This window comes from Prevotella sp. RM4, from assembly GCF_000701965.1.
GTDB classification, from domain to species: Bacteria; Bacteroidota; Bacteroidia; order Bacteroidales; family Bacteroidaceae; genus Prevotella; species Prevotella ruminicola.
In genome coordinates, this window is sequence record NZ_JNKG01000007.1 from 432,840 (window position 1) to 454,057 (window position 21,218).

General features: G+C 49.9%; 17 protein-coding genes and 1 riboswitch. Of the genes, 5 read left to right on the forward strand and 12 right to left on the reverse strand.

The window, feature by feature from the left end; translation table 11 throughout:
• The first annotated feature begins 3 nt into the window (after positions 1-3).
• Genes T499_RS0103020 through T499_RS0103035 form a run of 4 tightly spaced genes read left to right on the forward strand, consistent with a single transcriptional unit; the run spans position 4 to position 1,803 of the window.
• Positions 4-363, forward strand: coding sequence for a hypothetical protein (locus T499_RS0103020; protein ID WP_052173328.1), 360 nt, complete (start codon positions 4-6; stop codon positions 361-363).
• On the forward strand, positions 324-848 hold the full coding sequence (locus tag T499_RS0103025) for an ExbD/TolR family protein (RefSeq protein ID WP_033149691.1): 525 nt from the start codon (positions 324-326) through the stop codon (positions 846-848). The genes T499_RS0103020 and T499_RS0103025 overlap by 40 nt, the downstream gene beginning before the upstream one ends.
• On the forward strand, positions 845-1,297 hold the full coding sequence (locus T499_RS0103030) for an ExbD/TolR family protein (protein ID WP_013063011.1): 453 nt from the start codon (positions 845-847) through the stop codon (positions 1,295-1,297). Before T499_RS0103025 ends, T499_RS0103030 begins: the two co-directional genes overlap by 4 nt.
• An 8-nt stretch (positions 1,298-1,305) precedes the next feature.
• A complete protein-coding gene (locus T499_RS0103035; protein ID WP_013065330.1) occupies positions 1,306-1,803 on the forward strand; it encodes an Lrp/AsnC family transcriptional regulator in 498 nt (165 codons plus the stop codon).
• A 12-nt stretch (positions 1,804-1,815) separates the two neighbouring features.
• Positions 1,816-2,002: riboswitch (cobalamin riboswitch) on the forward strand.
• Positions 2,003-2,132: 130 nt separating this feature from the next.
• On the opposite strand, the gene T499_RS0103040 is transcribed toward T499_RS0103035, so the two are convergent.
• The 4 genes from T499_RS0103040 to preA form a co-directional block, all read right to left on the reverse strand.
• Positions 2,133-2,930, reverse strand: a complete 798-nt coding sequence (locus T499_RS0103040) for a M15 family metallopeptidase (protein ID WP_013064601.1) — start codon at positions 2,928-2,930, stop codon at positions 2,133-2,135.
• 317 nt (positions 2,931-3,247) lie between these two features.
• Complete coding sequence (locus T499_RS0103045) at positions 3,248-4,225, reverse strand: metallophosphoesterase family protein (RefSeq protein WP_033149692.1); 978 nt, start codon at positions 4,223-4,225, stop codon at positions 3,248-3,250.
• Positions 4,226-4,227: 2 nt separating this feature from the next.
• Positions 4,228-4,938, reverse strand: coding sequence for a hypothetical protein (locus T499_RS0103050; RefSeq protein ID WP_157054487.1), 711 nt, complete (start codon positions 4,936-4,938; stop codon positions 4,228-4,230).
• Entirely contained in the window at positions 4,935-6,395 is a 1,461-nt protein-coding gene (gene preA / locus T499_RS0103055; protein WP_033149694.1) for an NAD-dependent dihydropyrimidine dehydrogenase subunit PreA, read from the reverse strand. The genes T499_RS0103050 and preA overlap by 4 nt, the downstream gene beginning before the upstream one ends.
• Before the next feature lie 180 nt (positions 6,396-6,575).
• On the opposite strand from preA, the gene T499_RS0103060 reads away from it, so the two are divergent.
• Positions 6,576-8,315 (forward strand): phosphatase PAP2 family protein, encoded by a 1,740-nt coding sequence (locus T499_RS0103060; protein WP_157054488.1) that lies wholly within the window; start codon positions 6,576-6,578, stop codon positions 8,313-8,315.
• Between the two features lie 18 nt (positions 8,316-8,333).
• On the opposite strand, the gene T499_RS0103065 is transcribed toward T499_RS0103060, so the two are convergent.
• The 8 genes from T499_RS0103065 to T499_RS0103100 form a co-directional block, all read right to left on the reverse strand.
• Complete coding sequence (locus T499_RS0103065) at positions 8,334-10,637, reverse strand: glycoside hydrolase family 3 C-terminal domain-containing protein (protein ID WP_157054489.1); 2,304 nt, start codon at positions 10,635-10,637, stop codon at positions 8,334-8,336.
• Between the two features lie 82 nt (positions 10,638-10,719).
• Positions 10,720-11,331, reverse strand: coding sequence for a polysaccharide deacetylase family protein (locus tag T499_RS0103070; RefSeq protein ID WP_033149696.1), 612 nt, complete (start codon positions 11,329-11,331; stop codon positions 10,720-10,722).
• A gap of 3 nt (positions 11,332-11,334) precedes the next feature.
• Complete coding sequence (locus T499_RS0103075) at positions 11,335-14,700, reverse strand: DUF2723 domain-containing protein (protein ID WP_033149697.1); 3,366 nt, start codon at positions 14,698-14,700, stop codon at positions 11,335-11,337.
• Positions 14,701-14,799: 99 nt separating this feature from the next.
• Complete coding sequence (locus T499_RS0103080) at positions 14,800-15,252, reverse strand: YqaA family protein (RefSeq protein ID WP_013064215.1); 453 nt, start codon at positions 15,250-15,252, stop codon at positions 14,800-14,802.
• Positions 15,228-16,169, reverse strand: coding sequence for a hypothetical protein (locus T499_RS0103085; protein WP_157054490.1), 942 nt, complete (start codon positions 16,167-16,169; stop codon positions 15,228-15,230). Before T499_RS0103085 ends, T499_RS0103080 begins: the two co-directional genes overlap by 25 nt.
• A gap of 13 nt (positions 16,170-16,182) precedes the next feature.
• Complete coding sequence (gene purD, locus T499_RS0103090; RefSeq protein WP_033149699.1) at positions 16,183-17,469, reverse strand: phosphoribosylamine--glycine ligase; 1,287 nt, start codon at positions 17,467-17,469, stop codon at positions 16,183-16,185.
• Between the two features lie 36 nt (positions 17,470-17,505).
• On the reverse strand, positions 17,506-19,659 hold the full coding sequence (locus T499_RS0103095) for a S9 family peptidase (protein ID WP_033150147.1): 2,154 nt from the start codon (positions 19,657-19,659) through the stop codon (positions 17,506-17,508).
• Positions 19,649-21,148: a THUMP domain-containing class I SAM-dependent RNA methyltransferase gene (locus tag T499_RS0103100; protein ID WP_033149700.1), complete on the reverse strand. Its 1,500-nt coding sequence runs from the start codon at positions 21,146-21,148 to the stop codon at positions 19,649-19,651. Before T499_RS0103100 ends, T499_RS0103095 begins: the two co-directional genes overlap by 11 nt.
• Between the last annotated feature and the right edge of the window lie 70 nt (positions 21,149-21,218).

Consider the following 21,218-nt stretch of genomic DNA (forward strand, 5'->3'; position numbering starts at 1 on the left):
GTGATGAATAGTTTTATTTCGCCTGCTATTGCCGATGTGATGCTGTGGCTGATGTATATAATATTAGCTGCTGCCATAGGTGTAACTGCCTATTCGGTATGGCATGGTTTGCGCAACCGTCGTAAGGGCAGCGATGTGGTTAACGGTGTGCCTGCAGGGCGCATTGGATGGCTGGTGGCTGTGGGCTTTGTGCTCATCATGGTGGTTACCTTTGCCTTAGGTTCTGCCAAGCCCATCCTTACTAATGGCACGTGGCTTACCGATGGCTTCTGGTTGCGTGCCGCTGATATGTTTATATATACCTCTATTATATTGATTATCGGATGTTTCGTAAGCGCTATCGTCAGCAAATTCCGGAGCTGAACACCACATCAACAGCCGACATATCGTTTATGTTGTTGATTTTCTTCCTCGTGACCTCATCGATGGACACGGAGAAGGGATTGGTGCGTCAGATGGCACCACCGCCATTGGAACACGAGACACCTAAGGATATCAATCGCAACAATGTGATGCAGGTTAAGCTGGATGCACAGAACCAACTCTCGTGTGATGGCAAACCTGTGACACTGCAACAACTGGCAGCCGAGGTACGTACGTTGGCCATGGTGAACCGCACTGGTCATGTAGTGCAGATCGAAGCCGATGCCAAGACCACCTATGAGGCCTATTTCAGTATGCAGGATGCCATTGTGGGCGCCTATCATACTCTGCGCCAAGAGTATGCGCAGAAGCACTATGGCTGTACCTACGAGACCTGTAATGCCGAACAGCGCGAGATGATCAACGAGTACTATCCACAACGCATCAGCGAAGGGCAGATAGCCCAGGAAGGAGGTGCCCAATGAGACCTATGCGTAGCAAGTTCAGTCAGACTCGTCGCAGTGTGCCATCGCTCAATGTGGCCTCGATGCCCGACCTGATTTTCACGGTGCTCTTCTTCTTTATGATTGTCACCCACATGCGTAGCGACGAGGTAAAGGTGCGCCTGCAGGTGCCTCAGGGCAGCGAGGTGCAGAAGTTAGCCAATAAGCAGGCTGTGGTAAACATCTATATTGGCCATAAAGGTGAGGCTTGGCATGTACAGCTCAACAACGACATCGTACAGCCAGGCGATATTCCAGCCCGTATCGAAGAGATTCGTAGTGGGCTCTCTCAAGAGAATCAACAGCGACTCACCGTTAGTCTGCGTGTTGATAAAAAGGCCCCCATGGGTTTGGTCAGCGAGGTGAAACGCCAGCTGCAACAGGCCTATGCCTTGAAGATTAATTATAGTGCAACAGAAATCAAAAAATAACTACTGCTATGGTAAAAATTGACGAACTCGACAAGCAGATTCTGAGTCTGATAGCCGCCGATGCCCGTATTCCATTCCTGGAGGTGGCTCGTGCTTGTAATGTAAGTGGTGCTGCTATTCACCAGCACATCCAGAAGATGAACAACATGGGTGTACTGAAGGGCACCCAGTACCTGATTGAGCCCGAAAGCGTGGGCTATGAGACCTGTGCCTTTATTGGTCTGAACCTGAAAGACCCCGCTAAGTTCGACGAGGTACTTGAACAACTGAAGCAGATTCCTGAGGTGGTGGAGTGCCACTTTACCACGGGTAACTTTGATATGTTTATCAAGATCTATGCCCGCAACAACCACCATCTGCTTACTATTATCCATGATAAGCTGCAGCCACTCGGCCTTTCAAGCAGTGAGACGCTGATATCGTTCCATACGGCTATCGATCGTCAGCTGCCTATTGCCGATCTGCTGACACAAGATACCGAAGCCGAAGCGTCGGCCGAGGGATAACTGGTGATATTGCGTAATATCACCCGCGAAGGTGCACGTAACTGTGCTTAATTGGGAATGTGAGTGAGAATCTCCGACTGTCCCGCAGCAGTGAACTCCATTATGGCTGTCCGACTATAGGCCATTGCCCCGTTTTGGGCGAGAAGGCGTCGGATAGTGGAGGAAAGTCTGAAGACCAGCCTTCTGCGATTTTGTTGCTGAAACACTCTCGATGTAAGGGTGGTTGAGGCAATCATACGTGTATTATTATATAAGTTCGGGGGAGACCCCGTCGCGACGACAGCATCTCCCCCTTTTGTTTTTTCATTCGTTAGATTTTCCTTCCCTATTTATTTTTGTTTTAGCTGTTTCACCTCAAAAGTAAAATAGGTATCAGGATATGGTTCGTTCTCAAGTGTAAAATGCCACCATTCGCTGTCGAGTGGTTTAAAACCATGTGCCAGCATGGCGTTGCGCAGTATCATGCGGTTATTAAACTGTTTTTCGGTAATCTTACGGCCCTGGGGCGACTTCGAGTTGTCACCCGTGTAATCGCCTGTTTCGGGATTACCGCAGAAGTCAGGATGACTCTCTGGTCCGAACCAGTCGAAGGTGCCACCCATGTCGAGTTCCTTCTCTGTGTTCATGTCAAACAGGGTCAGATCAACCGTGCTGCCACGTGTGTGTCCGCTCTTCTCATAGATATACTCCTGCTCAAACAGTACGCTCTTGTCTAAGTCGGGGTAGAAGTAGCGCTTCATCAGTGTATCAGGTATATCCTCTGCCCAACGTACAAAATGGTCAACACCCTTTTGTGGACGATAAGCATCGTAAATCTTTAGTCGGTAACCCTGCGCCTTCACGTCGTCGCTCACTGCACGCAGACTGTCTGCTGCTTGCTTGGTGAGCAGGGCTGTGGGTTCCAGATAACCATCAATACGCTGTCCCACAAAGTTGTAGGTACCAAAGTAACGTATCTCCAGGATGGCATCGGGTACAGCATCGGTCAGTGTTACAAAGCCACTGGCATCATCAGGAGCAACCACTGTGGCAGTCGCATTTGCTTGGCGCTTGCAACTGCTTGTGAGTAGAATCACGAAGCACATTGCAAGTATATAAACAGGCTGAATGTATTTCTTAATTGGCATAATAGCTTAAATTGTCTTAAAATCTCGCTGCAAAGATACGATATTTTTCGATTAGTCGGGACTATAATTAAAACTTTAACATTTTTTATACGCATATACCTAAGGCAAAATTGTATAACTTGCAGTCGTCATTTTGCAAAGATGCGTACTTTTTTGATTTTTGCGGGTAAATATTGTTAAAATACTTGCAAACAGTCATACAATGTTGTATATTTGCAATCGAATTTAGTTAGTAGTTGGTTTTAAAAAACTTTGTTAGTAGATGTTAAACGAATAGTTAACAACAAAAGGGCCCGCAGTTGATGCGCGCCCTTTTTTTATTTTTTGGTATAATTCATTCTAACCTTCTCCCAACTGATAGTGCCGTCTTTCTTCACATGCACACGAACCAGATAATCGCCAGGTTGGGGATTGTTGGCCTCACACATCGAGTCGAGCGTCAGGTATTCGGTATCGCCTACTTTCTGATAGTCCCATTTATGCACATGCCCTAGGAATACCATATCCGTTTCCCACTCACTAAACTTGTTCAACAGGAAGAACATCTCCTCACGCGGGAAGGTAGAGGCGAACTCTACTGATCGTGGACGGAAGATATTGGTATGACTGAATACGAAGGTATGACGGATTATTTTCTCACCTGTATCATAATAATCATTCAATACGCCTTCTTCTAATAGTCTGACCTGTTCACGTCCCAACGTACCACTGGCCGAGTCGAGGAAAATAAAATGATCTAACTGAGGAGGATCGAGATTTACCAGCACATAGACATCATAGAACGATGAGTGGAATATGTTCGACCACAATGCCCATCCATTATGTGTGATATCATGATTGCCCACCACTGGATAAAAGGGATAGCTCACCTGATCAAGCGAGAATTTTTCATCGTACAAATACTGTTCGGCGTAGTATTTCTTCGCGTATTTCTCTCGATACTCATCTATCAGGTCTTCAAGTATGATGTAGTATTCTGCTTTGGTATCGGCGATATCACCCAGATGCGCCATCAGTAGATCGTTGTTATCGAGTGCAATCTGTAGCATTTCGCGCATACGACCATCATCGGTTGTCAGATGACTGTCAGCACCCACTAAGAATGTGTATTCATCCCCTTCATAACCACTGAGCATACTACCTTCACCCTTATGACCCTGATAATAGGCATTCGACATCTTAACACGATCCTCAACACCCGTGCCACTTACCAATACTCCAATCGGACTCACTTTGTCGCAAGCCGAAAGCACCAGCAGTACCGCTCCTAATAATATATAATGTGTAGTCTTCATTGTCACCATGCGTATTTAAGTCCTAATTTTCCCGATGTCTCGTATTTACTGGCCAACTGACTCATACTGCCAGCGGGACGGATATTGAATTCGCCAAATAAGTACATCTGTTTGGTCAGTCTCCCGTAAAAATTCAGTCCCCAGTTGATGTTCCAGTTCTCATAATAGAAATCGTCGTAGTTACGGAAAAAGAGTCCAATATTCCATGAGTTGGTACGTGGACGAATCATGGCTCCGAATCCGAAGGTAAGAGTCAGTGGTTCGGTATAGCCGAAGTCACCGGTTTTCCAATGAATATACGATTCACCTACTCGCAGATAGAAATACGGCATCTCCCAAGTCAGAGAGAGGTTCCCGATAGTTTCGTTGGCATTCCAGCGATTGTAGCGGTTGTACATCAGTTTGCCATCTATATAGATATCACCCCACCAGACGGGCAACCGGTAACCACCCTGCACGTCGTTCGAGTAGAGCTGCTTGCCCCACTGTTGTTGAACATCGGCACCCACATGCCAACGATCAGTCAAATGCCGTTTATACGAGAGACCGAAACCGCCATAGCCACTAACAACCACGTTGTTACCTGCTATTGCATAGCCCGATATCTCGTTTTTATGCTCACCATCATAGCGATGCTGACCTACAAATGCGTTTTGTGCCTGCATGGTTATAGTACCAAGCAACAGACAAAGTATAACGATTATTCTGTTCATCTCTTTTTGGGAATACGTTTGGTAAGTCCGATGGCCCCGGTGGGACATACCAGTCGACATAGGTGACAGCCTACGCACTTGGTGCCTATGATGCGTGGCTGGCGCTCCTCGAACGCAATGGCCTGGTGCCCGCCATCCATACACGAGATATAACAGCGTCCGCAACCGATACAGCGCTCACGGTCCACCTTGGGATATACCATGGTGTCGCGATCCAGGTCGGATGGTCTCACAAAGTTGGGCAGCTGTTCGCCTACCAGGTCGTCTAACTTCTCAAATCCTCGTTCCGTCAGGTAGGTCTGCAGACCTGATATCAGGTCGTCTATAATCCGATAGCCATACTGCATCACGGCGGTACAAACCTGTACGTTCCTACAACCTAACTGTATGAAATCCACGGCATCGCGCCATGTCTCAATACCACCTATACCACTCAGTTCTATGGCTCTGCCATGTGTACCGTTAATCACAGGATCCATACTCATCTCCAGGATAAAGCGCAAGGCAATGGGCTTTACAGCCTGTCCGCTGTAGCCCGATAGGGTTTGCTTACCGCTTACCTCGGCCTCTTTCGACATGGTCACACTCTTGATGGTGTTGATAGCCGAGATGGCATCGGCACCAGCAAAGTAAGCCCCCATAGCCGGACGTGTCATCTGCGTGATGTTAGGTGTCATCTTGGGAATCACAGGAATCTTTACGCTACGTTTTACATAGCTGGTGTAGAAGTTCACCAACTCCGGATCCTGACCGATGTCGCTACCCATACCTGCCAGTCGCATCTGTGGGCACGAGAAGTTCAACTCTATTGCATCGCAGCCAGCCTCCTCGGCCAACTTGGCCAACTCTATCCACTCCTCCTCAAACTGTCCCATAATCGAGGCAATTACCACCTTGGTGGGGTAGTTCTGCTTCAGGCGGCGCAGAATGTCGAAATCTACCTCATAGGGGTTCTCCGACAACTGCTCCATGTTACGGAATCCCGCAAAGGTAGTGCCTTTCTTTACTGCATCGAAACGGGGCGATACCTCACGGATATCCTGCTTACAGATGGTCTTATAGAACACACCTGCCCAACCAGCCTCAAAGGCGCGTGCCACCATATCGTAGTTGGTACACACAGCCGACGATGCCAGGAAGAAGGGATTCTCACAGGCAATGCCGCAGAATGTGATACCCAGCGATTGTTGCGTGGCATCAACCGTCTGTTCCTTGGCAGATGCGCAATCTGCCAGCAGTTCCCTGATTCTGATGGGTCGATCGTAGTGGATACATGCCTGTTCGGCACGCAACAGATCGTCGTCAGTACAACCCGCTACCCAGCGCCAGGCATTCTTTTCGTTATCAAATCGGATGGCACGGATGGCTCTGGCCACGTCACCTTTACCGCACGCTTTGGTGCAAGGAGCATCCTCGCATAACAAGCAGCGTACCGCTTCTTCGTACTTATGCATCATAATCGTAGTTTTTAATCATTCATAACAAAACGTCCCTTTTATGTCTGCAAAGATACGATATTTTTCGGAATTTTGGCAGAATTAACAAAAATTAAAACAGAAATCCACCCGGTTATCTCAATTTTTTCATAATTTTGCAATTATAAATAGGTAAACATTCTAATCTAAATAATTATAACGGTGAAGAAAACTTTTTTTGTATTACTCATGATGCTTGCTATGGGCAACGTAGCAAAAGCCGCTGATCTTGATATCAATCTGGAACCGTTGAAGTTGCAGACGCCTGTGATGGAGATGAAACTTGATTGTCAGGCAGCCCCCGATTATCGTCCGGAATTGGAACTGCCCATGTCGCCTTTGATGGGTAGCAGCGAGAAGTATCAGCTCACGTGGATGCGTACCAATCCCGGTGTAAAACCGTATAAGGTGATGGACGATTTGACCTTTGCTGGTATCCCTCTGTTTGTGGCTGGTATCATTGCCAAGGGCGAGAAGAAATCGTTTCGTCAGAACACCGGTGAGAACAAGCACACACTGGTGACCGACTTTAAGACCGAGATTGATAACTACACCCAGTTCTTTGGTCCGGTGATGGCTACTGGCTTGAAGATTGCTGGTGTAGAGGGTCGTAGCGATTGGGGCCGTTATCTTGCCTCAACTGCTATGTCGTATGGTTTCATGGCCTTGTTTGTCAACAGTATTAAGTACACCGCCAAGGAGATGCGCCCCGATGGTTCTACACGTAACTCATGGCCCAGCGGTCATACAGCAACAGCCTTTGTGGGTGCTACCATTCTGCATAAGGAGTATGGCTTAACCCGTTCGCCTTGGTACTCTGTGGCTGGTTATGGTGTGGCCACAGCTACTGGTGTGATGCGTGTGCTGAACAACCGTCACTGGGTGAGCGATGTGCTCTCAGGTGCTGGTGTAGGTATCATGTCGGGTGAGTTGGCTTATGCCATGAGCGACCTGATTTTCAAGGGTAAGGGTCTGTTGCGTGGCGATGCCATCAGCGAGCGTAGCATCATCGACCATCCATCGTTCTTCTCTATCTCGATGGGATTAGGATTAGGTTCGCAATCGCTCGACTTCGGTGCGGAGACCATGAGTGATGCCCACGACAACTTTAACCTGAAGTTTGGTGCTTCTACTGCCGTATCTGCCGAGGGTGCCTATTTCTTCAATAAGTATGTTGGTGTGGGTGGTCGTCTGCGTGTGAATAGCACACCTATCAATGGCTGGGACCGCGTGTTGAACTATGCCGACCAGGATGTGAAGGAGATGTTTAAGGATCTTGATGCCGACATGGACCTGAGACCACTGAATAATATCGTCTTCAGAACAGCTGATAAACAGCCTCAGTTTACGATTGAGAGCGACCACCTGACAGAGTTCGCTGCCGACCTTGGTGTGTATTTCAATCTGCCACTCTCTAAGCGTTTTGCTATGGGCGCCAAGTTGCTGGCCGGTCGTAGTATCATGCAGGAGCTGAATCTCTCTGCCCATTACCAGGGTAAGGTGGTGGATGTCAACCCCATGGCCATCTTGGATGATGATCCCAATTTTTTCTACGAGACAGATGAGACCTACGATACCAAATGGGATTACTTTACGCTGAATGCCAACAACACCTTTAAGTGGGGAACAGGTATCTCGCTGACCTATGCCTACAAGGAGAATTATGCCTGGCGCCTGTTTGTAGATTATGATATGGCCCGTAAGACCTATACGTTGGAGTATAATCCCACACAGTTTATGCATTCGGCTCTCCCGACATATTTCGACTTTGCGGAGATGATGCAGGAGATAGATCCGGCATATGCTGCTGACATGATTTCGGAGATGTCGCCTGTGAACACACATATAAAAAAGAACCGCCATACTTTCGTAATTGGCGGTTCCTTAACCATATCGTTCTAAAAAGACGTAAAACAGCACTTACTGCTTCAGCAGATTCAGCTTGTGCTGAGGTGCCAGTGCATTCGTAGTCTTTTCGGTATATTCACCTAATTTAAGTGTAGCAGTCGCAGCAATGTTGCGGCTGCTATTTCCTATACAGAAGGTATAGGTACCAGCCTCGGTCAACCACTGACTGTTAGCCTCGTCAAAGCTGGCTAGCATGTGTACAGGGATGGTCATGGTCAGCACCTCGCTCTCGCCAGGCTTTAACTCACGACTCTTGGCAAAGGCCTTCAGCTCCTGTGCAGGCTTCTCCAGGTTGCCCTTAGGAGCCTTCACATATACCTGAGCCACCTCCTTACCACTAACGCTACCGGTGTTCTTAACGGTGATGCTCACCTCAACAGCATCCTTACCCTTGGCCTTTACTACAGGCTTTGAGAAGGCGAAGGTGGTGTAGCTCAGTCCGAATCCGAATGGGTAAGCCACATCGCGACCAAAGGTGTCGAAATAGCGATAACCTACGTAGATATCCTCCTCATGGTTGGTGTAGGCATGTCCAGGGATTGGGGTCTTGTTACCAATCATCTGCTGCAGCGAGTAGTCGTCAATCTGTCCAGGGAAGTTCTTGGTCGATGCATGATCAGTTGCAGCAATAGGCCATGTCATGGTCAGCTTACCCGAAGGATTCACCTTACCAGTCAGCAGGTCGGCAATCGAGTTTCCACCCTCCATACCAGGCTGCCAAGCGCACAGGATGGCATCGGGATAACCACTCCATGAGGCAGTCTCAATCACACTACCCGAGTTGATGATTACAATCACAGGTTTGCCTGCAGCGTGGAAAGCGTTGCACACATTTGTAATCAGGGCACGCTCCTCAGCGTTCAGGTTAAACTCGGTGTTGATGTCGCGATCTACACCCTCACCAGCCTGACGACCGATGGTGATGATAGCTGCATCGGCACCATTCACCTCTTTATTCACACAGATAGGATCCAGACCGATCTCAGGATATTTCTGCTGTCCGAAGTACTCGTTCTGGTACCACTTGGCAGGATGACGCTCAGCCTGGAATTTTACTCTTGCAAACTCGATATACTTGCGATAGATGTCAGTGAGAGTCTCGCTCGATTTGATGCCGGCATTCTTCAAACCCTCCAGCATGTCAACCACATAAGGTGGGTGAACACAACCCGAACCGGTACCACCGCTCAGGAAGTCGTATGAGTTCTCACCAAACAGGGCCACGGTCTTAATGTTGCCGTTCTTCCAGGGCAGTGTACCGTTGTTCTTCAGCAGTACGATACCCTCGTTGGCACTCTGACGGGTGATGGCGGCATGGCCCACAAAGTCGGGATTGTTAGAGGCAGGATACTTCTTGAAGCTTGGTGTCTTCACGATATACTCCAGCATGCGACGCACGTTACGATCCACATCGGCGATGTCGAGCTTACCGCTCTTCACACCCTCGATAATCTCGTTCACCTGTGCAGGCTGTCCTGGCTCCATCAGGTCGTTACCGGCCTGTACCTCAGTGATGGTAGGCAGCCCTTCGCGAATACCAATCCAGTCGGTCATCACGATACCCTTAAAGCCCCAGTCCTCGCGCAGAATCTTGGTCAGCAGGTCGCGGTTACCCATCGAGTACTGACCGTTAATCTGGTTGTACGACGACATCACGGTCCAAGGGTTACTCTCGCGTACGGCTATCTCGAAACCACGCAGATACAGCTCGCGGGCAGCACGCTGACTCACGCGCTCATCTACAGCAGTACGGTCGGTCTCCTGCGAGTTGATGGCAAAGTGCTTGGCACTCACACCGGCACCTTGGCTCTGCACACCCTGTATGTAGGCTGCTGCAATCTTACCTGTCAGCAGAGGGTCCTCCGAGTAGTACTCAAAGTTACGTCCGCACAGGGGATTGCGATGCAGGTTCATACCAGGACCCAGAATCACGTCGCAGCGATACTCCTTGGTCTCATTACCAATAGCCTGTCCTACCTTGTTTACCAACTCTGTGTTCCAGGTCGAAGCCAGGCACGAGCCGATAGGGAAGGCTGTGGCATAATAGGTCTTGTCGGTACCCTTACGTGTAGGGTCGATACGCACGCCGGCAGGACCATCGGTAAGCACAGTGGCAGGAATGCCCAGACGTGGTATGGCAGGCGATGTACCAGCAGCACCAGCCACCAGGTCGGCTTCGCCACCTACGACGGCATTGTCACTGAAAAAGTTGTTGGCACCGCCAACCAAAAGTTTGGCCTTTTCTTCAAGGGTCATTGCCTTGATTACCTCGTCGATATTATCGGCGCGGAGTTGGGGTTGAGCGTTTGTTGTCATTGCGAATGTTGTTGCTAATAAGCAAGTTGTTAGTAATCTTTTCATATTGTTGATGCCTTTAATCTGCGTAATTACATGGAGGTTATGGGAAGATACGGAACTCATACCCTTGGTCCTTCAGCCATTGCAGCGACTCGGGTAGGGCAGTCTTCAGTTTGTCGATACTCTTCAGCGAGTCGTGGAAGGTGATGATCGAACCATTACGCGCGTACCTCTTTATATTATTAACCACATCTTCGGCAGTCATCCATTTAGAGTAGTCGCGGGTCACCAGGTCCCACATCACAATCTTGTATTTTCTGCTCAGCCAGGCATACTGTGCCATACGCATCCAACCGTGGGGTGGACGCACATAGTGACTGTGTATATAGGCGTTGGCCTTCTCCACGTTGTAGCTGTATTCCTTCACGGTATGGCGCAAACCACCTATGTGGTTGTGGGTATGGTTGCCCACCTGATGGCCCTCAGCCAGAATACGTTTGTATAGTTCCGGATATTTGCGTACGTTATCGCCCACCATAAAGAAGGTGGCACGCACGCCGAATTCTTTCAGCGTATCAAGTATAAATGGGGTAGCCTCTGGGATAGGACCGTCGTCGAAGGTCAGGTACACTGCCTTCACGCGACGGTCCATTCGCCAGTATGCTCTTGGATAGAGCCAGCGCAGATAGATAGCGGGTTGCTCTATAAACATGATTTACTCTCCGTATGTGCCACCTTTGGTCTCGTAGAGATTGCCGATGGCTTTAAACTGTGCTTCCTTCTCCTTGGCCTGCTTCTCGTCAACAACCGACTCCAGATTCAGAATCTGGTTCAGGATATACATGTGAACCATGCACTCCTGCTGCGACATGGCGAAGCGGTCGGTGCTCAGCGAGCAGTACCACAGCATGTACTCAGTCGACTTCTTCCACAGGTTATCGATAATCTGTTGGGCCTTCTTAGGCTGTCCTGTCAGAGCGTATGCCTTGGCCAGATCCAGCGAACCACTCTGGTAGTCGTGTGGGATATTGTAGCTTGGCAGGGCCTTCTCTGCCTTGGCCAATACAGCCTTAGCCTGCTTGTCCTTACCCTCCTGAACCAGGTTCATGGCCAACAGCGACAGCAGTCGGCGGTGGGTATAGCACATGCGCATCACAGTCTCATCAAGATAGATACCAGCCTTGTCCACACCACCGAACTTGAACTTGTTCATCACGTTGTTATACGTCTTCTCAGTATCAAAGTTCTTGGCACCAGGGGCGTTGGTGGTGAATGGGGTGATACGGTTAGCCAAGCCCTCCTGAACAAAGTTGTCGCCCAGGTTCATGTAGTTCTCCGAACCTACGGTAGTAGCTACATAGATAGGACGTGTCCAGTTGCACTGGGCAATCATCTCCAGCATCATCAGGTCCTGCTTGTACAGGGCGTTCTTACCCTTCAGCGAGATCACCATCTGATCGGGGATGGTATCAGCAGCCATCATCATGCCACTCTTACGAACAGCCTCCTTGTCGATGGTTACATATACGGTATCTGTAGGAATCACATGCAGATCCTTATTCTTCGAACGAACCCAACGCTCCAGGATATTCTTCAGCTCGAATGGCTTCTCACCAAAGTTCTGTTTAGCCTCCTCTGGGTTCTCACGATACAGTTTCTCTACTTCAGCCTTCAGCGATGGGTCAACCTGTACGTACTCGTTGGTACCGGCACAGTACTCCAGTCGGCTCCAGGTGATGGGCACTGAAGGTGAGTCATAAGCCTGGCGACGCATCTGGTCGATATACCAGTCGGTCTGCAGGTACGACAGGTTACATACACGTGCGTCGGTACGGAATCCCTCAGTATCCTGGTTGTACCACAATGGGAAGGTGTCGTTATCACCATTGGTAAAGATAATGGGGTTACCCTCTTCCTGCAAGGTCATGAGGTAGTTCTGACCGAAGTCGCGACAGCAGTAACGACCCGAGCGATCGTGGTCGTCCCAAGTCTGACTGGCCATCTGGATGGGCACCAGCAGACAAGCAACGCCAATCACAGCGGCCACTACCAGGTTTTCCTTCTTCAGCTTGCGGTTCAGCCAGTCGATGATGGCAGCTACACCCATACCACACCAGATGGCAAAGGCATAGAACGAACCAGCGTAGGCATAGTCGCGCTCACGTGGCTGCATAGGTGTCTGGTTCAGATAAATTACGATGGCCAGTCCTGTCATAAAGAACAGGAAGAATACCACCCAGAACTGCTGAATGCCGATAGGCTCTTCAACGGTCTTCTCTACGCCGTTCACCACGGTCTTACGCTTGCGGGTGTACCAAGCCTGCCAGAACAAGCCCAGCAAACCAAGTATCAGTGGCATGCAGTAGAATACGTTATGTCCCTTGTTCTCCTTCAGCTCAGTAGGCAGCATGCTCTGGTCGCCCAGGCGTGCATCATCGATAAACGAGAAGCCGGTAATCCAGTTACCATGCTCCAGCTCACCGTTGCCCTGGATATCATTCTGTCGTCCGGCAAAGTTCCACATAAAGTAGCGCCAGTACATAAAGTTACACTGATAGCTCAGGAAGAAACGCAGGTTCTCCAGCTGCGAGGGCACCTTCACCATCATCTGTTCGCCACAGCGGTCGTAAGGTACCTGCGAGCCATCAACACCACCCATCCACGATTCGTAAGCGGCAGCATGACCGGCATCGTACATACGTGGGAACAGCATATTCTGTGCATACTTGTATTCATCCTTGGTGCGTACTACAAAGTACGAGTCCTTCTCATCAGTAGTAGCTTTCTCCTTACGCTGATACACGGGCTTACCCTTGGTCATCACAGGCTTGCAGTAGTTGCCGTCCTGCTCCAGAGCTACCTGTGAGGTGTAGGCGGGTCCGTAGAACAACGGACGCTGTCCGTACTGCTCACGTCCCAGGTAGTCACCCAGCGTAAAGATGTCCTCAGGTGAGTTCTGGTCCATAGGTGGGTTAGCCGACGAACGGATGACAATCAGCGCGTAGCTCGAGTAACCAATCATCAGCATCAGCATACACAGCAGCATGGTGTTCTTCATGCGGGCTGTGATGAGCAGCTCTTTTTCACGGGTGTACTTCAGCAGGAACCACAGTACTGCCAGTACTACCACGCCAATCAGGAAGGCCGACCAGCCCCAACCGTAGAAGGGGATACCCAACATACCTACCGACAGCAGGAATGCCAGGTTCTGGATAGTCAGCGAGTGCTTCTGTGTCTGGGTCTCGTAAACTGCCCATATGACGCATGCTACCAACAGAATCAGGTAGATAATCTCACCCGTATTGAATGGCATGCCCAGGGTGTTCACAAAGAACAGCTCAAACCAGCCACCCACAGTGATGATACCAGGTACTACGCCATATAGCACAGCAGCCAGGATCACTACTGATACTGCCAGTGCGATGAGCGAACCCTTCAGGTTGGCATCGGGGAAACGACGGTAGTAATATACCAGCACAATGGCAGGCACACACAGCAGGTTCAGCAGGTGTACACCAATCGAGAGGCCTGTCATATACATAATCAGAATCAGCCAGCGATCACTATGAGGCTCGTCGGCCTGATCCTCCCATTTCAGTATGAGCCAGAATACCACAGCGGTAAAGGCCGATGAGTAGGCATAAACCTCACCCTCAACAGCCGAGAACCAGAATGTATCGCTGAAGGTGTAGATCAAGGCACCTACCATGCCTGATGCCTCGATGGCAATCAGTTTGGGCATACTGAGCTCGCTCCAGTTGCTAATCAGCAGTCGGCGTGTCAGGTGTGTGATGGTCCAGAACAGGAACAGGATACACGTAGCCGACAGCAGGGCGCTCATGGTGTTTACCATACGGGCCACCTGGGTGGCATCGCTGGCAAAATGCGAGAACAGGTTTGCTGTCAACATAAAGAAAGGTGCCCCAGGTGGATGACCAATCTCCAGTTTATAACCAGTGGTAATAAATTCGGGACAGTCCCAGAACGAGGCTGTCGGCTCGATGGTAGAACAATAGACAAAGGCCGCAATCAGGAATGTCAGCCAGCCCAACGTGTTGTCTACTAATCTAAATTGTTTCATTACAAATTATTTTTTTTACTTTAACGTTAAAATTCGCGTTTGGTGGTGCAAAGGTAATAAATATAATTGATAATTTACAATTGATAATTGAGAATTAACTTACATAAACAATCCTGCACCATAGATTAATACCACATAACGGAATAATTTGCCTAGGGTAATGGCTATGAACGTAATCACCACGTTCGATCGCATCAGTCCCAAAGCGATGGTGATGGCACTGCCTAACACAGGCAGAAAGGCAAAGAACCCCATCCATGCACCATGTCCTGCCAGAAAACGGTGGGCTTTGTCAAGGTCTTCTTTCTTTACATGCAGGTATTTCTCTATCCACTCTATCTTACCCATGCGTCCCACACCGTAGTTGAACACGCTGCCCAGAACGTTGCCGATGGTACCGTATATCATCAGGCTCCATGGGTCAAGTCCTGTGGCCATCAGTCCCACCATCACAGCCTCGCTCGAGAATGGAAAGAAACTGCCAGCCAGGAAGGCAGCCAACAGCATGCCCCAGTAGCCGTATTGGGTTAGAAAGCTGATGATGAAATCCATAGGTTCATACCTGTTAGGAATAGGATTGTGGCCATGGTTACGATAAAGAACAGGTTGCTCAGTCGGCTATTGGTAAGCGTAAAGAAGTGGGCCACGATGGGCGACACCACGATGGTGAGCATACCAATAAACGTGTCGTACTGCTGAGGCTGCACAGCCATCAGTAGCAGGGTGTAGATGGTGAGCATCATCATACTGTTGTATATCTGGCGCACACGTATCTTATCCTTGTAACTGTTCATCCAGAAGTGGATGGTACCCACGATAAACAGTATCACCAACAAAGCCAGGTACGCCCACTGCTGAGTGTTTACAGCGCTATAGTCGGTGCTCCACTGTACCTCGGTAAAGCGGTTCAGATTGTCGAAAGCTATCTCAGGTTGGTATCTGTAGATGTAGAGTCGCCAACCGGTATAGAGCCAATAGGGTGTTACCAGTCCGATGAGTGCTGCGAAAAAGGTTCGCCAGCTCAACGAGTAGATGGTGGTAGCCATCAGCAACAGGAAGATGGGCACATACAACAGGAAGTGCGGCTCCAACAGACTCACAATGCTGATGAGCATATACAGGTAGAACGTGCGCCCCACGCTTTTCTGGTCCTGATAGCACGAGCACAGCAGCAACAAGCCTATTACCATGCTGAGCACCTGCACCGTACCTAGGATGGATCCGAACATCCAGGTGGCCGAACAAGCCAACAGAATATAAAATACCGAAACCGAGCGACTGTAGATACGTATCAGCATGTTGATGTTGTTCAGGTGAATCATGGCATATACCGATGCAAAGAAACACAGGAACTGGAACCACCAACCCTGATGTACCAACCCCGCCAAAAGCCAGATGCCGACACCATACAGGATGGTAATCGGCAACGTGCGACGGCTCTCAGCTATTTTATTCTGAAATCTTTTCACTATTCACTTTTCACTACAAGTCCGCTCCGATGTCACGACGGAAATATTTGTCGGTAAACTGAATCTTCTGTGCCTCCTCGAACGACTTCTGCAGGGCCTCGGCCTTGTCCTTACCATATGATGATACGGCAATCACGCGTCCGCCATTGGTCACTACCTCGCCATCCTTCAGGGCTGTACCAGCGTGGAATACAATGCTGCCCTCTATATCCTCGATGCCTGTGATGGGGTAGCCCTTCTTATATTCCTGTGGATAACCACCCGATACCAGCATCACGCACACGGCAGCACGCTCATCAAAGGTGATGGCACGCTGGTCGAGGTTCCCCTCGGCCACACCTTCCAACAGGTCAACCAGGTCGCTCTTCAGGCGCAGCATCACGCTCTCAGTCTCTGGGTCGCCCATACGGCAGTTATACTCAATCACGTATGGCTCAGCCTCCTTGCTAGGGGTGTTGGTGCGGTTAATCAGTCCGAAGAAGATAAAGCCCTTGTAGTCGATGCCATCAGCAGCCAGACCCTCTACGGTTGGACGGATAATGCGGTCCTCTACCTTCTGCATCCACTCCTTGGTGGCAAAAGGCACGGGGGTAACGCTACCCATACCACCGGTGTTCAAACCAGTATCGTGCTCGCCAATACGCTTGTAGTCCTTGGCCTCGGGCAGAATCTTATAGTTTTTGCCATCAGTGAGTACGAACACCGAGCACTCGATACCGCTCATGAACTCTTCGATCACTACGCGGCTCGAAGCATTACCGAACATACCGCCCAGCATCTCCTTCAGCTCTTTCTTAGCCTCGTCGAGTGTAGGCAGAATCAGCACACCCTTACCAGCGCACAGACCATCAGCCTTCAGCACATAGGGAGCCTCGAGTGTCTCCAGGAACTTCAGTCCCTCTTCCAGGTGTTCGCCATCAAAGGTCTGATAGCGGGCTGTGGGGATGTGGTGACGCTCCATAAAGGCCTTGGCAAAATCCTTTGAGCCTTCGAGCACGGCACCTGCCTTTGAGGGACCGATCACTGGTACGTTCTTGGTGCGCTCATCGGCCTTCAGGTCGTCGTAGATACCCTTTACCAGGGGATCCTCAGGACCTACCACTACCATATGAATGCCCTTTTCAACTACGAACTGCTTGATGGCCTCAAAGTCGTCGGCCTTCATGTTTACGTTTTCTCCGCAGTTGCTGGTTCCGGCATTACCTGGGGCAATGTAAAGCTTTTCGCATTTATCACTCTGAGCAATTTTCCAAGCTAAGGCGTGCTCACGTCCGCCACTTCCTAACAGTAAGATTTTCATATTTGACGATTTGACTATTTACGATTTGACAATTTGTTATTTCAAGTAATCCTCAAAATATTGTGTGATGCGCTCGTGCAGGTGCACTGAGGCATGACCACGCATGTTATGCTCCTCGCCTGGGTAGGCAAAGAAGTCGGGCTGTGTGCCGGCCTTGATGCAGGCATCCAGGAAACTCAGGCAGTGCTGTGGCACCACGGTGTTATCGTTATAACCCGTGATAATCTGCAGCTTGCCCTTCAGGTTCTTGGCCTTGCTGATCAGACTGCTCTTGGCATAACCCTCGGGGTTATCCTGTGGGGTGCCCATATAGCGCTCGCCATACATCACCTCATACCATTTCCAGTCGATCACCGGACCGCCTGCTACACCTACCTTAAACACGTCGGGGTAGTTGGTCATCAGACTGATGGTCATGAATCCACCGAAGCTCCAGCCGTGTACACCCAGTCGGTTTGTATCCACGTATGACTGCTGCTTCAGGAACTCTACACCCTTCATCTGGTCCTGCATCTCTACCTGTCCTAACTGATGCCAGGTAGCCTGCTCAAAGTCACGTCCGCGATTCTCCGAGCCACGGTTGTCGATGATAAAGCAGATGTAGCCTTTCTGTGCCATGTAGGTCTCCCACGATCTGCTGGCCCAGTGCCACGAGGCATCTACGTTGTGGGCGTGAGGACCGCCATACACATACACCACAGTGGGGTATTTCTTATGGGGGTCAAAGTCGTGTGGCTTCACCATTCTATAATATAAATCGGTAGTGCCATCAGCGGCCTTGATGCTGCCGTTCTCATAGATTGGCTGCTCGAAGGCTGCCCAGGGGTCAGCGGCTTTCAATAAGGTGATGGGTGATGGGTGGTGGGTGTTGGTTACTTCAATGTTATTAGGAACGGTGGGTTCCTGATATTTGTTGAACAACAGGTCACCTGTTGCCGACAGCTCACCACGATGCACGCCCTTACCGTTATCCAGCAGGGTGCGTTTGCCAGTGCTGATGTTTACAGCCCAGAGGTTACGCTGCAGGGGGCTCAACTCGTTCGAGGCGATAATTACCGTTTTGTCCTTCAGGTTAAAGCCTAACACCTCCATTACTACCCATTTGCCACTGGTAATCTGCTTCAGCTGCTTACCGTTCTTATCCATCAGGTACAGGTGGTTGTAACCATCCTTCTGACTCTGCATCACAAACTTACTGGCATCCCAAGGCAGGAACTCGATGGGGTGCTGTGGCTCCACATATTTCTCCGATGTCTCACGATACAGCTCAGCTATCTTGGCGCCTGTGTTGGCATCGTACGATACCAATCGACAGTCGTTCTGCTTGCGGTTCAGCTCCAGCATATACACAGTTTGGGCATCGGGAGCCCAACTGATGTTGGTGAAATAACGGTCGGTTGGGTCACCAGCCTGCAGATATACGGTCTTACCGCTCTTCACGTCAAACACACCCACGGTCACCTTATGACTGGTCATACCAGCCATGGGGTACTTGTCGGGCTCGTAACTGGCGTTGCGTGGGAAGATATCTACCTGTGGGTAGTCGGTTACCATGCTCTGGTCCATGCGATAGAAAGCCAGTTTGCTACCATCAGGGCTCCAGAAGGTACCCTTGTCGATACCGAACTCATTACGATGCACACTCTGACCGTACACAATCTCTCGGCTGCCATCTGTGCTCAGCTGGTGCTTCTTACCGGCACCATCCACCACATACAGCTGGTGGTTCTCCACATAGGCTGTGGCACGCGAGGTGGCGTTCCAGTCGTAGGCCTGCTGTCCGGCAATGCTGTCCTGCCAGATAATCTGCTTGGCCTTGAAGTCGAGCAGAATCACCGCATTCCTGTTACCCAACTTCACGATAGGCTTGTTGGGGTAGGGGAATGTGGCGTTCATCAGGTGGCGCACGTACTTGCTATCATCACTGCCTGCCCACTTGTTGATGTCGTCGAGTGTAAACAGCAGGGTTTTCTTACCTGTCTTGGTGTTGATGGTGTAGCAGGCCTCTACATCCTGCTGTATCAGCTGCTCGCCCCACCATGTCAGCCACATGTTCTGTGGACGCAGGTTGGCATAGTTGTTACCGCCGAAGTTCAGGTCTTCGAGTGTAAACAGTTTCTTATCCTGAGCGCTCATGGTTGTGGCAGTCATCATCATGGCCAGTGCGGCCACCATCAGTTTAATCTTCATCATCATCAAATCTCTTTTTCTTTCCAAAGTCCTTGCCTTTGCTAAAGTCGCGCTTGCCGCCACGCTTAAAGTCCTTGCGGTCCTTGCCCTTACCAAACTCCTTGCGGTCGCCTTTGCTAAACTCCTTACGCTCTTTGCGGTCCTTGCCACTGCGGTCAAAGCTCTCATGTCCGCCGCGGTTTCTACCCAGATCGTGCTTGTGGAAAGTAAAGTTCAGAATATCGGCCTCCTCGTTCTCCTCTTTCTCTTCCAGGCGCTTCTTAAACTCGCGCTCCTTCTTAAAGCGGTGCTTCTCGGCCATCTGGCGTTTCTCCTCTTCGGTCTTCACCACGCCACCTTCCGAGCGGAAGTCCTTCAACTTACCGTCGAACATCTGGTACTTGCGGAACTCGCACTCCAGACTGCCGTTGTAAAGAGGAATCTTGATGCTGGGCTTCAAACCAATCTGGTCGAAGCACTCCTCGCGGTAGCTCAGTATCCAGGCGTCGTTGCCCTTGAACTGGTGCTTCAGTCGCTCACCAATCATCTTGTAGGTACCCAACAGGTCGGGTGTCGAGATACGCTCACCATAAGGTGGGTTCGATATCATGATGCTCTTGTTGGCAGGCTGTGTAAAGTTCTTGAAGTCCTGCTGCTCTACGGTGATGATATCGCTCAGTCCGGCTGCCTTCACATTCATGCGGGCGGTGTTCACAGCCTTCATGTCGATGTCGTAGCCGTAAATCTTGTGGTTAAACTCACGCTCCTGGCTCTCGTCGTTGTAGATCTCATCAAACAGGTCGGCATCAAAGTCAGGCCATTTCTCAAAGGCAAACTCCTTGCGGAACAATCCTGGTGCCATGTTCTTGGCTATCAGGGCAGCCTCAATCAGCAGGGTACCGCTACCACACATGGGGTCGATAAAATCAGTATCGGCCTGCCATCCGCTCAGCAGAATCATACCAGCTGCCAGCACCTCGTTCAGTGGTGCCTCTACACTCTCCTGGCGGTAGCCACGACGATGCAGACTCTCACCACTCGAGTCGAGACTCAGCGTACATTTGTCTTCAGCAATGTGCATGTTCAGTCGGATGTCAGGGTTGGCCACCGATATATTGGGGCGCTTGCCCGTCTTCTCGCGGAATTGGTCAACAATCGCATCCTTTACTTTATACGAAACAAACTTTGAGTGACGGAATTCTTCAGAGAAGACTACCGAGTCAACCGTAAAGGTCTTGTCGGTACCCAGATATTCAGTCCAGTCAATCTTCTTGATCTCTTCGTACACATCGTCTGCGCTCTTAGCTCTAAAATGGCGTATTGGCTTCAGAATTCTGATAGCCGTGTGCAACTGAAAGTTGGCACGATACATCATTTCCTTATCACCCGTAAACGAAACCATTCGTCTACCGATTTCAACATCGTTAGCCCCCATTTGGGTCAGCTCTTTCGCCAGTACAGGTTCCAGTCCCATAAACGTTTTGGCGATCAATTCAAACTTTTGCTCCATTTCTAATAGTTTACAGCGTGCAAAGGTAATGAAAGTTCGCCCAAAAATGCGCTTTTTTACTGTTAATCTA

Excerpts from the sequence above, each read along its gene's own strand:
- T499_RS0103020 (WP_052173328.1), top strand. The coding sequence starts at position 4 with ATGAATAGTTTTATTTCGCCTGCTATTGCCGATGTGATGCTGTGGCTG.
- T499_RS0103025 (WP_033149691.1), top strand. The coding sequence starts at position 324 with ATGTTTCGTAAGCGCTATCGTCAGCAAATTCCGGAGCTGAACACCACA.
- T499_RS0103030 (WP_013063011.1), top strand. The coding sequence starts at position 845 with ATGAGACCTATGCGTAGCAAGTTCAGTCAGACTCGTCGCAGTGTGCCA.
- T499_RS0103035 (WP_013065330.1), top strand. The coding sequence starts at position 1,306 with ATGGTAAAAATTGACGAACTCGACAAGCAGATTCTGAGTCTGATAGCC.
- T499_RS0103040 (WP_013064601.1), bottom strand. The coding sequence starts at position 2,930 with ATGCCAATTAAGAAATACATTCAGCCTGTTTATATACTTGCAATGTGC.
- T499_RS0103045 (WP_033149692.1), bottom strand. The coding sequence starts at position 4,225 with ATGAAGACTACACATTATATATTATTAGGAGCGGTACTGCTGGTGCTT.
- T499_RS0103050 (WP_157054487.1), bottom strand. The coding sequence starts at position 4,938 with ATGAACAGAATAATCGTTATACTTTGTCTGTTGCTTGGTACTATAACC.
- preA (WP_033149694.1), bottom strand. The coding sequence starts at position 6,395 with ATGATGCATAAGTACGAAGAAGCGGTACGCTGCTTGTTATGCGAGGAT.
- T499_RS0103065 (WP_157054489.1), bottom strand. The coding sequence starts at position 10,637 with ATGACAACAAACGCTCAACCCCAACTCCGCGCCGATAATATCGACGAG.
- T499_RS0103070 (WP_033149696.1), bottom strand. The coding sequence starts at position 11,331 with ATGTTTATAGAGCAACCCGCTATCTATCTGCGCTGGCTCTATCCAAGA.
- T499_RS0103075 (WP_033149697.1), bottom strand. The coding sequence starts at position 14,700 with ATGAAACAATTTAGATTAGTAGACAACACGTTGGGCTGGCTGACATTC.
- T499_RS0103080 (WP_013064215.1), bottom strand. The coding sequence starts at position 15,252 with ATGGATTTCATCATCAGCTTTCTAACCCAATACGGCTACTGGGGCATG.
- purD (WP_033149699.1), bottom strand. The coding sequence starts at position 17,469 with ATGAAAATCTTACTGTTAGGAAGTGGCGGACGTGAGCACGCCTTAGCT.
- T499_RS0103095 (WP_033150147.1), bottom strand. The coding sequence starts at position 19,659 with ATGAAGATTAAACTGATGGTGGCCGCACTGGCCATGATGATGACTGCC.
- T499_RS0103100 (WP_033149700.1), bottom strand. The coding sequence starts at position 21,148 with ATGGAGCAAAAGTTTGAATTGATCGCCAAAACGTTTATGGGACTGGAA.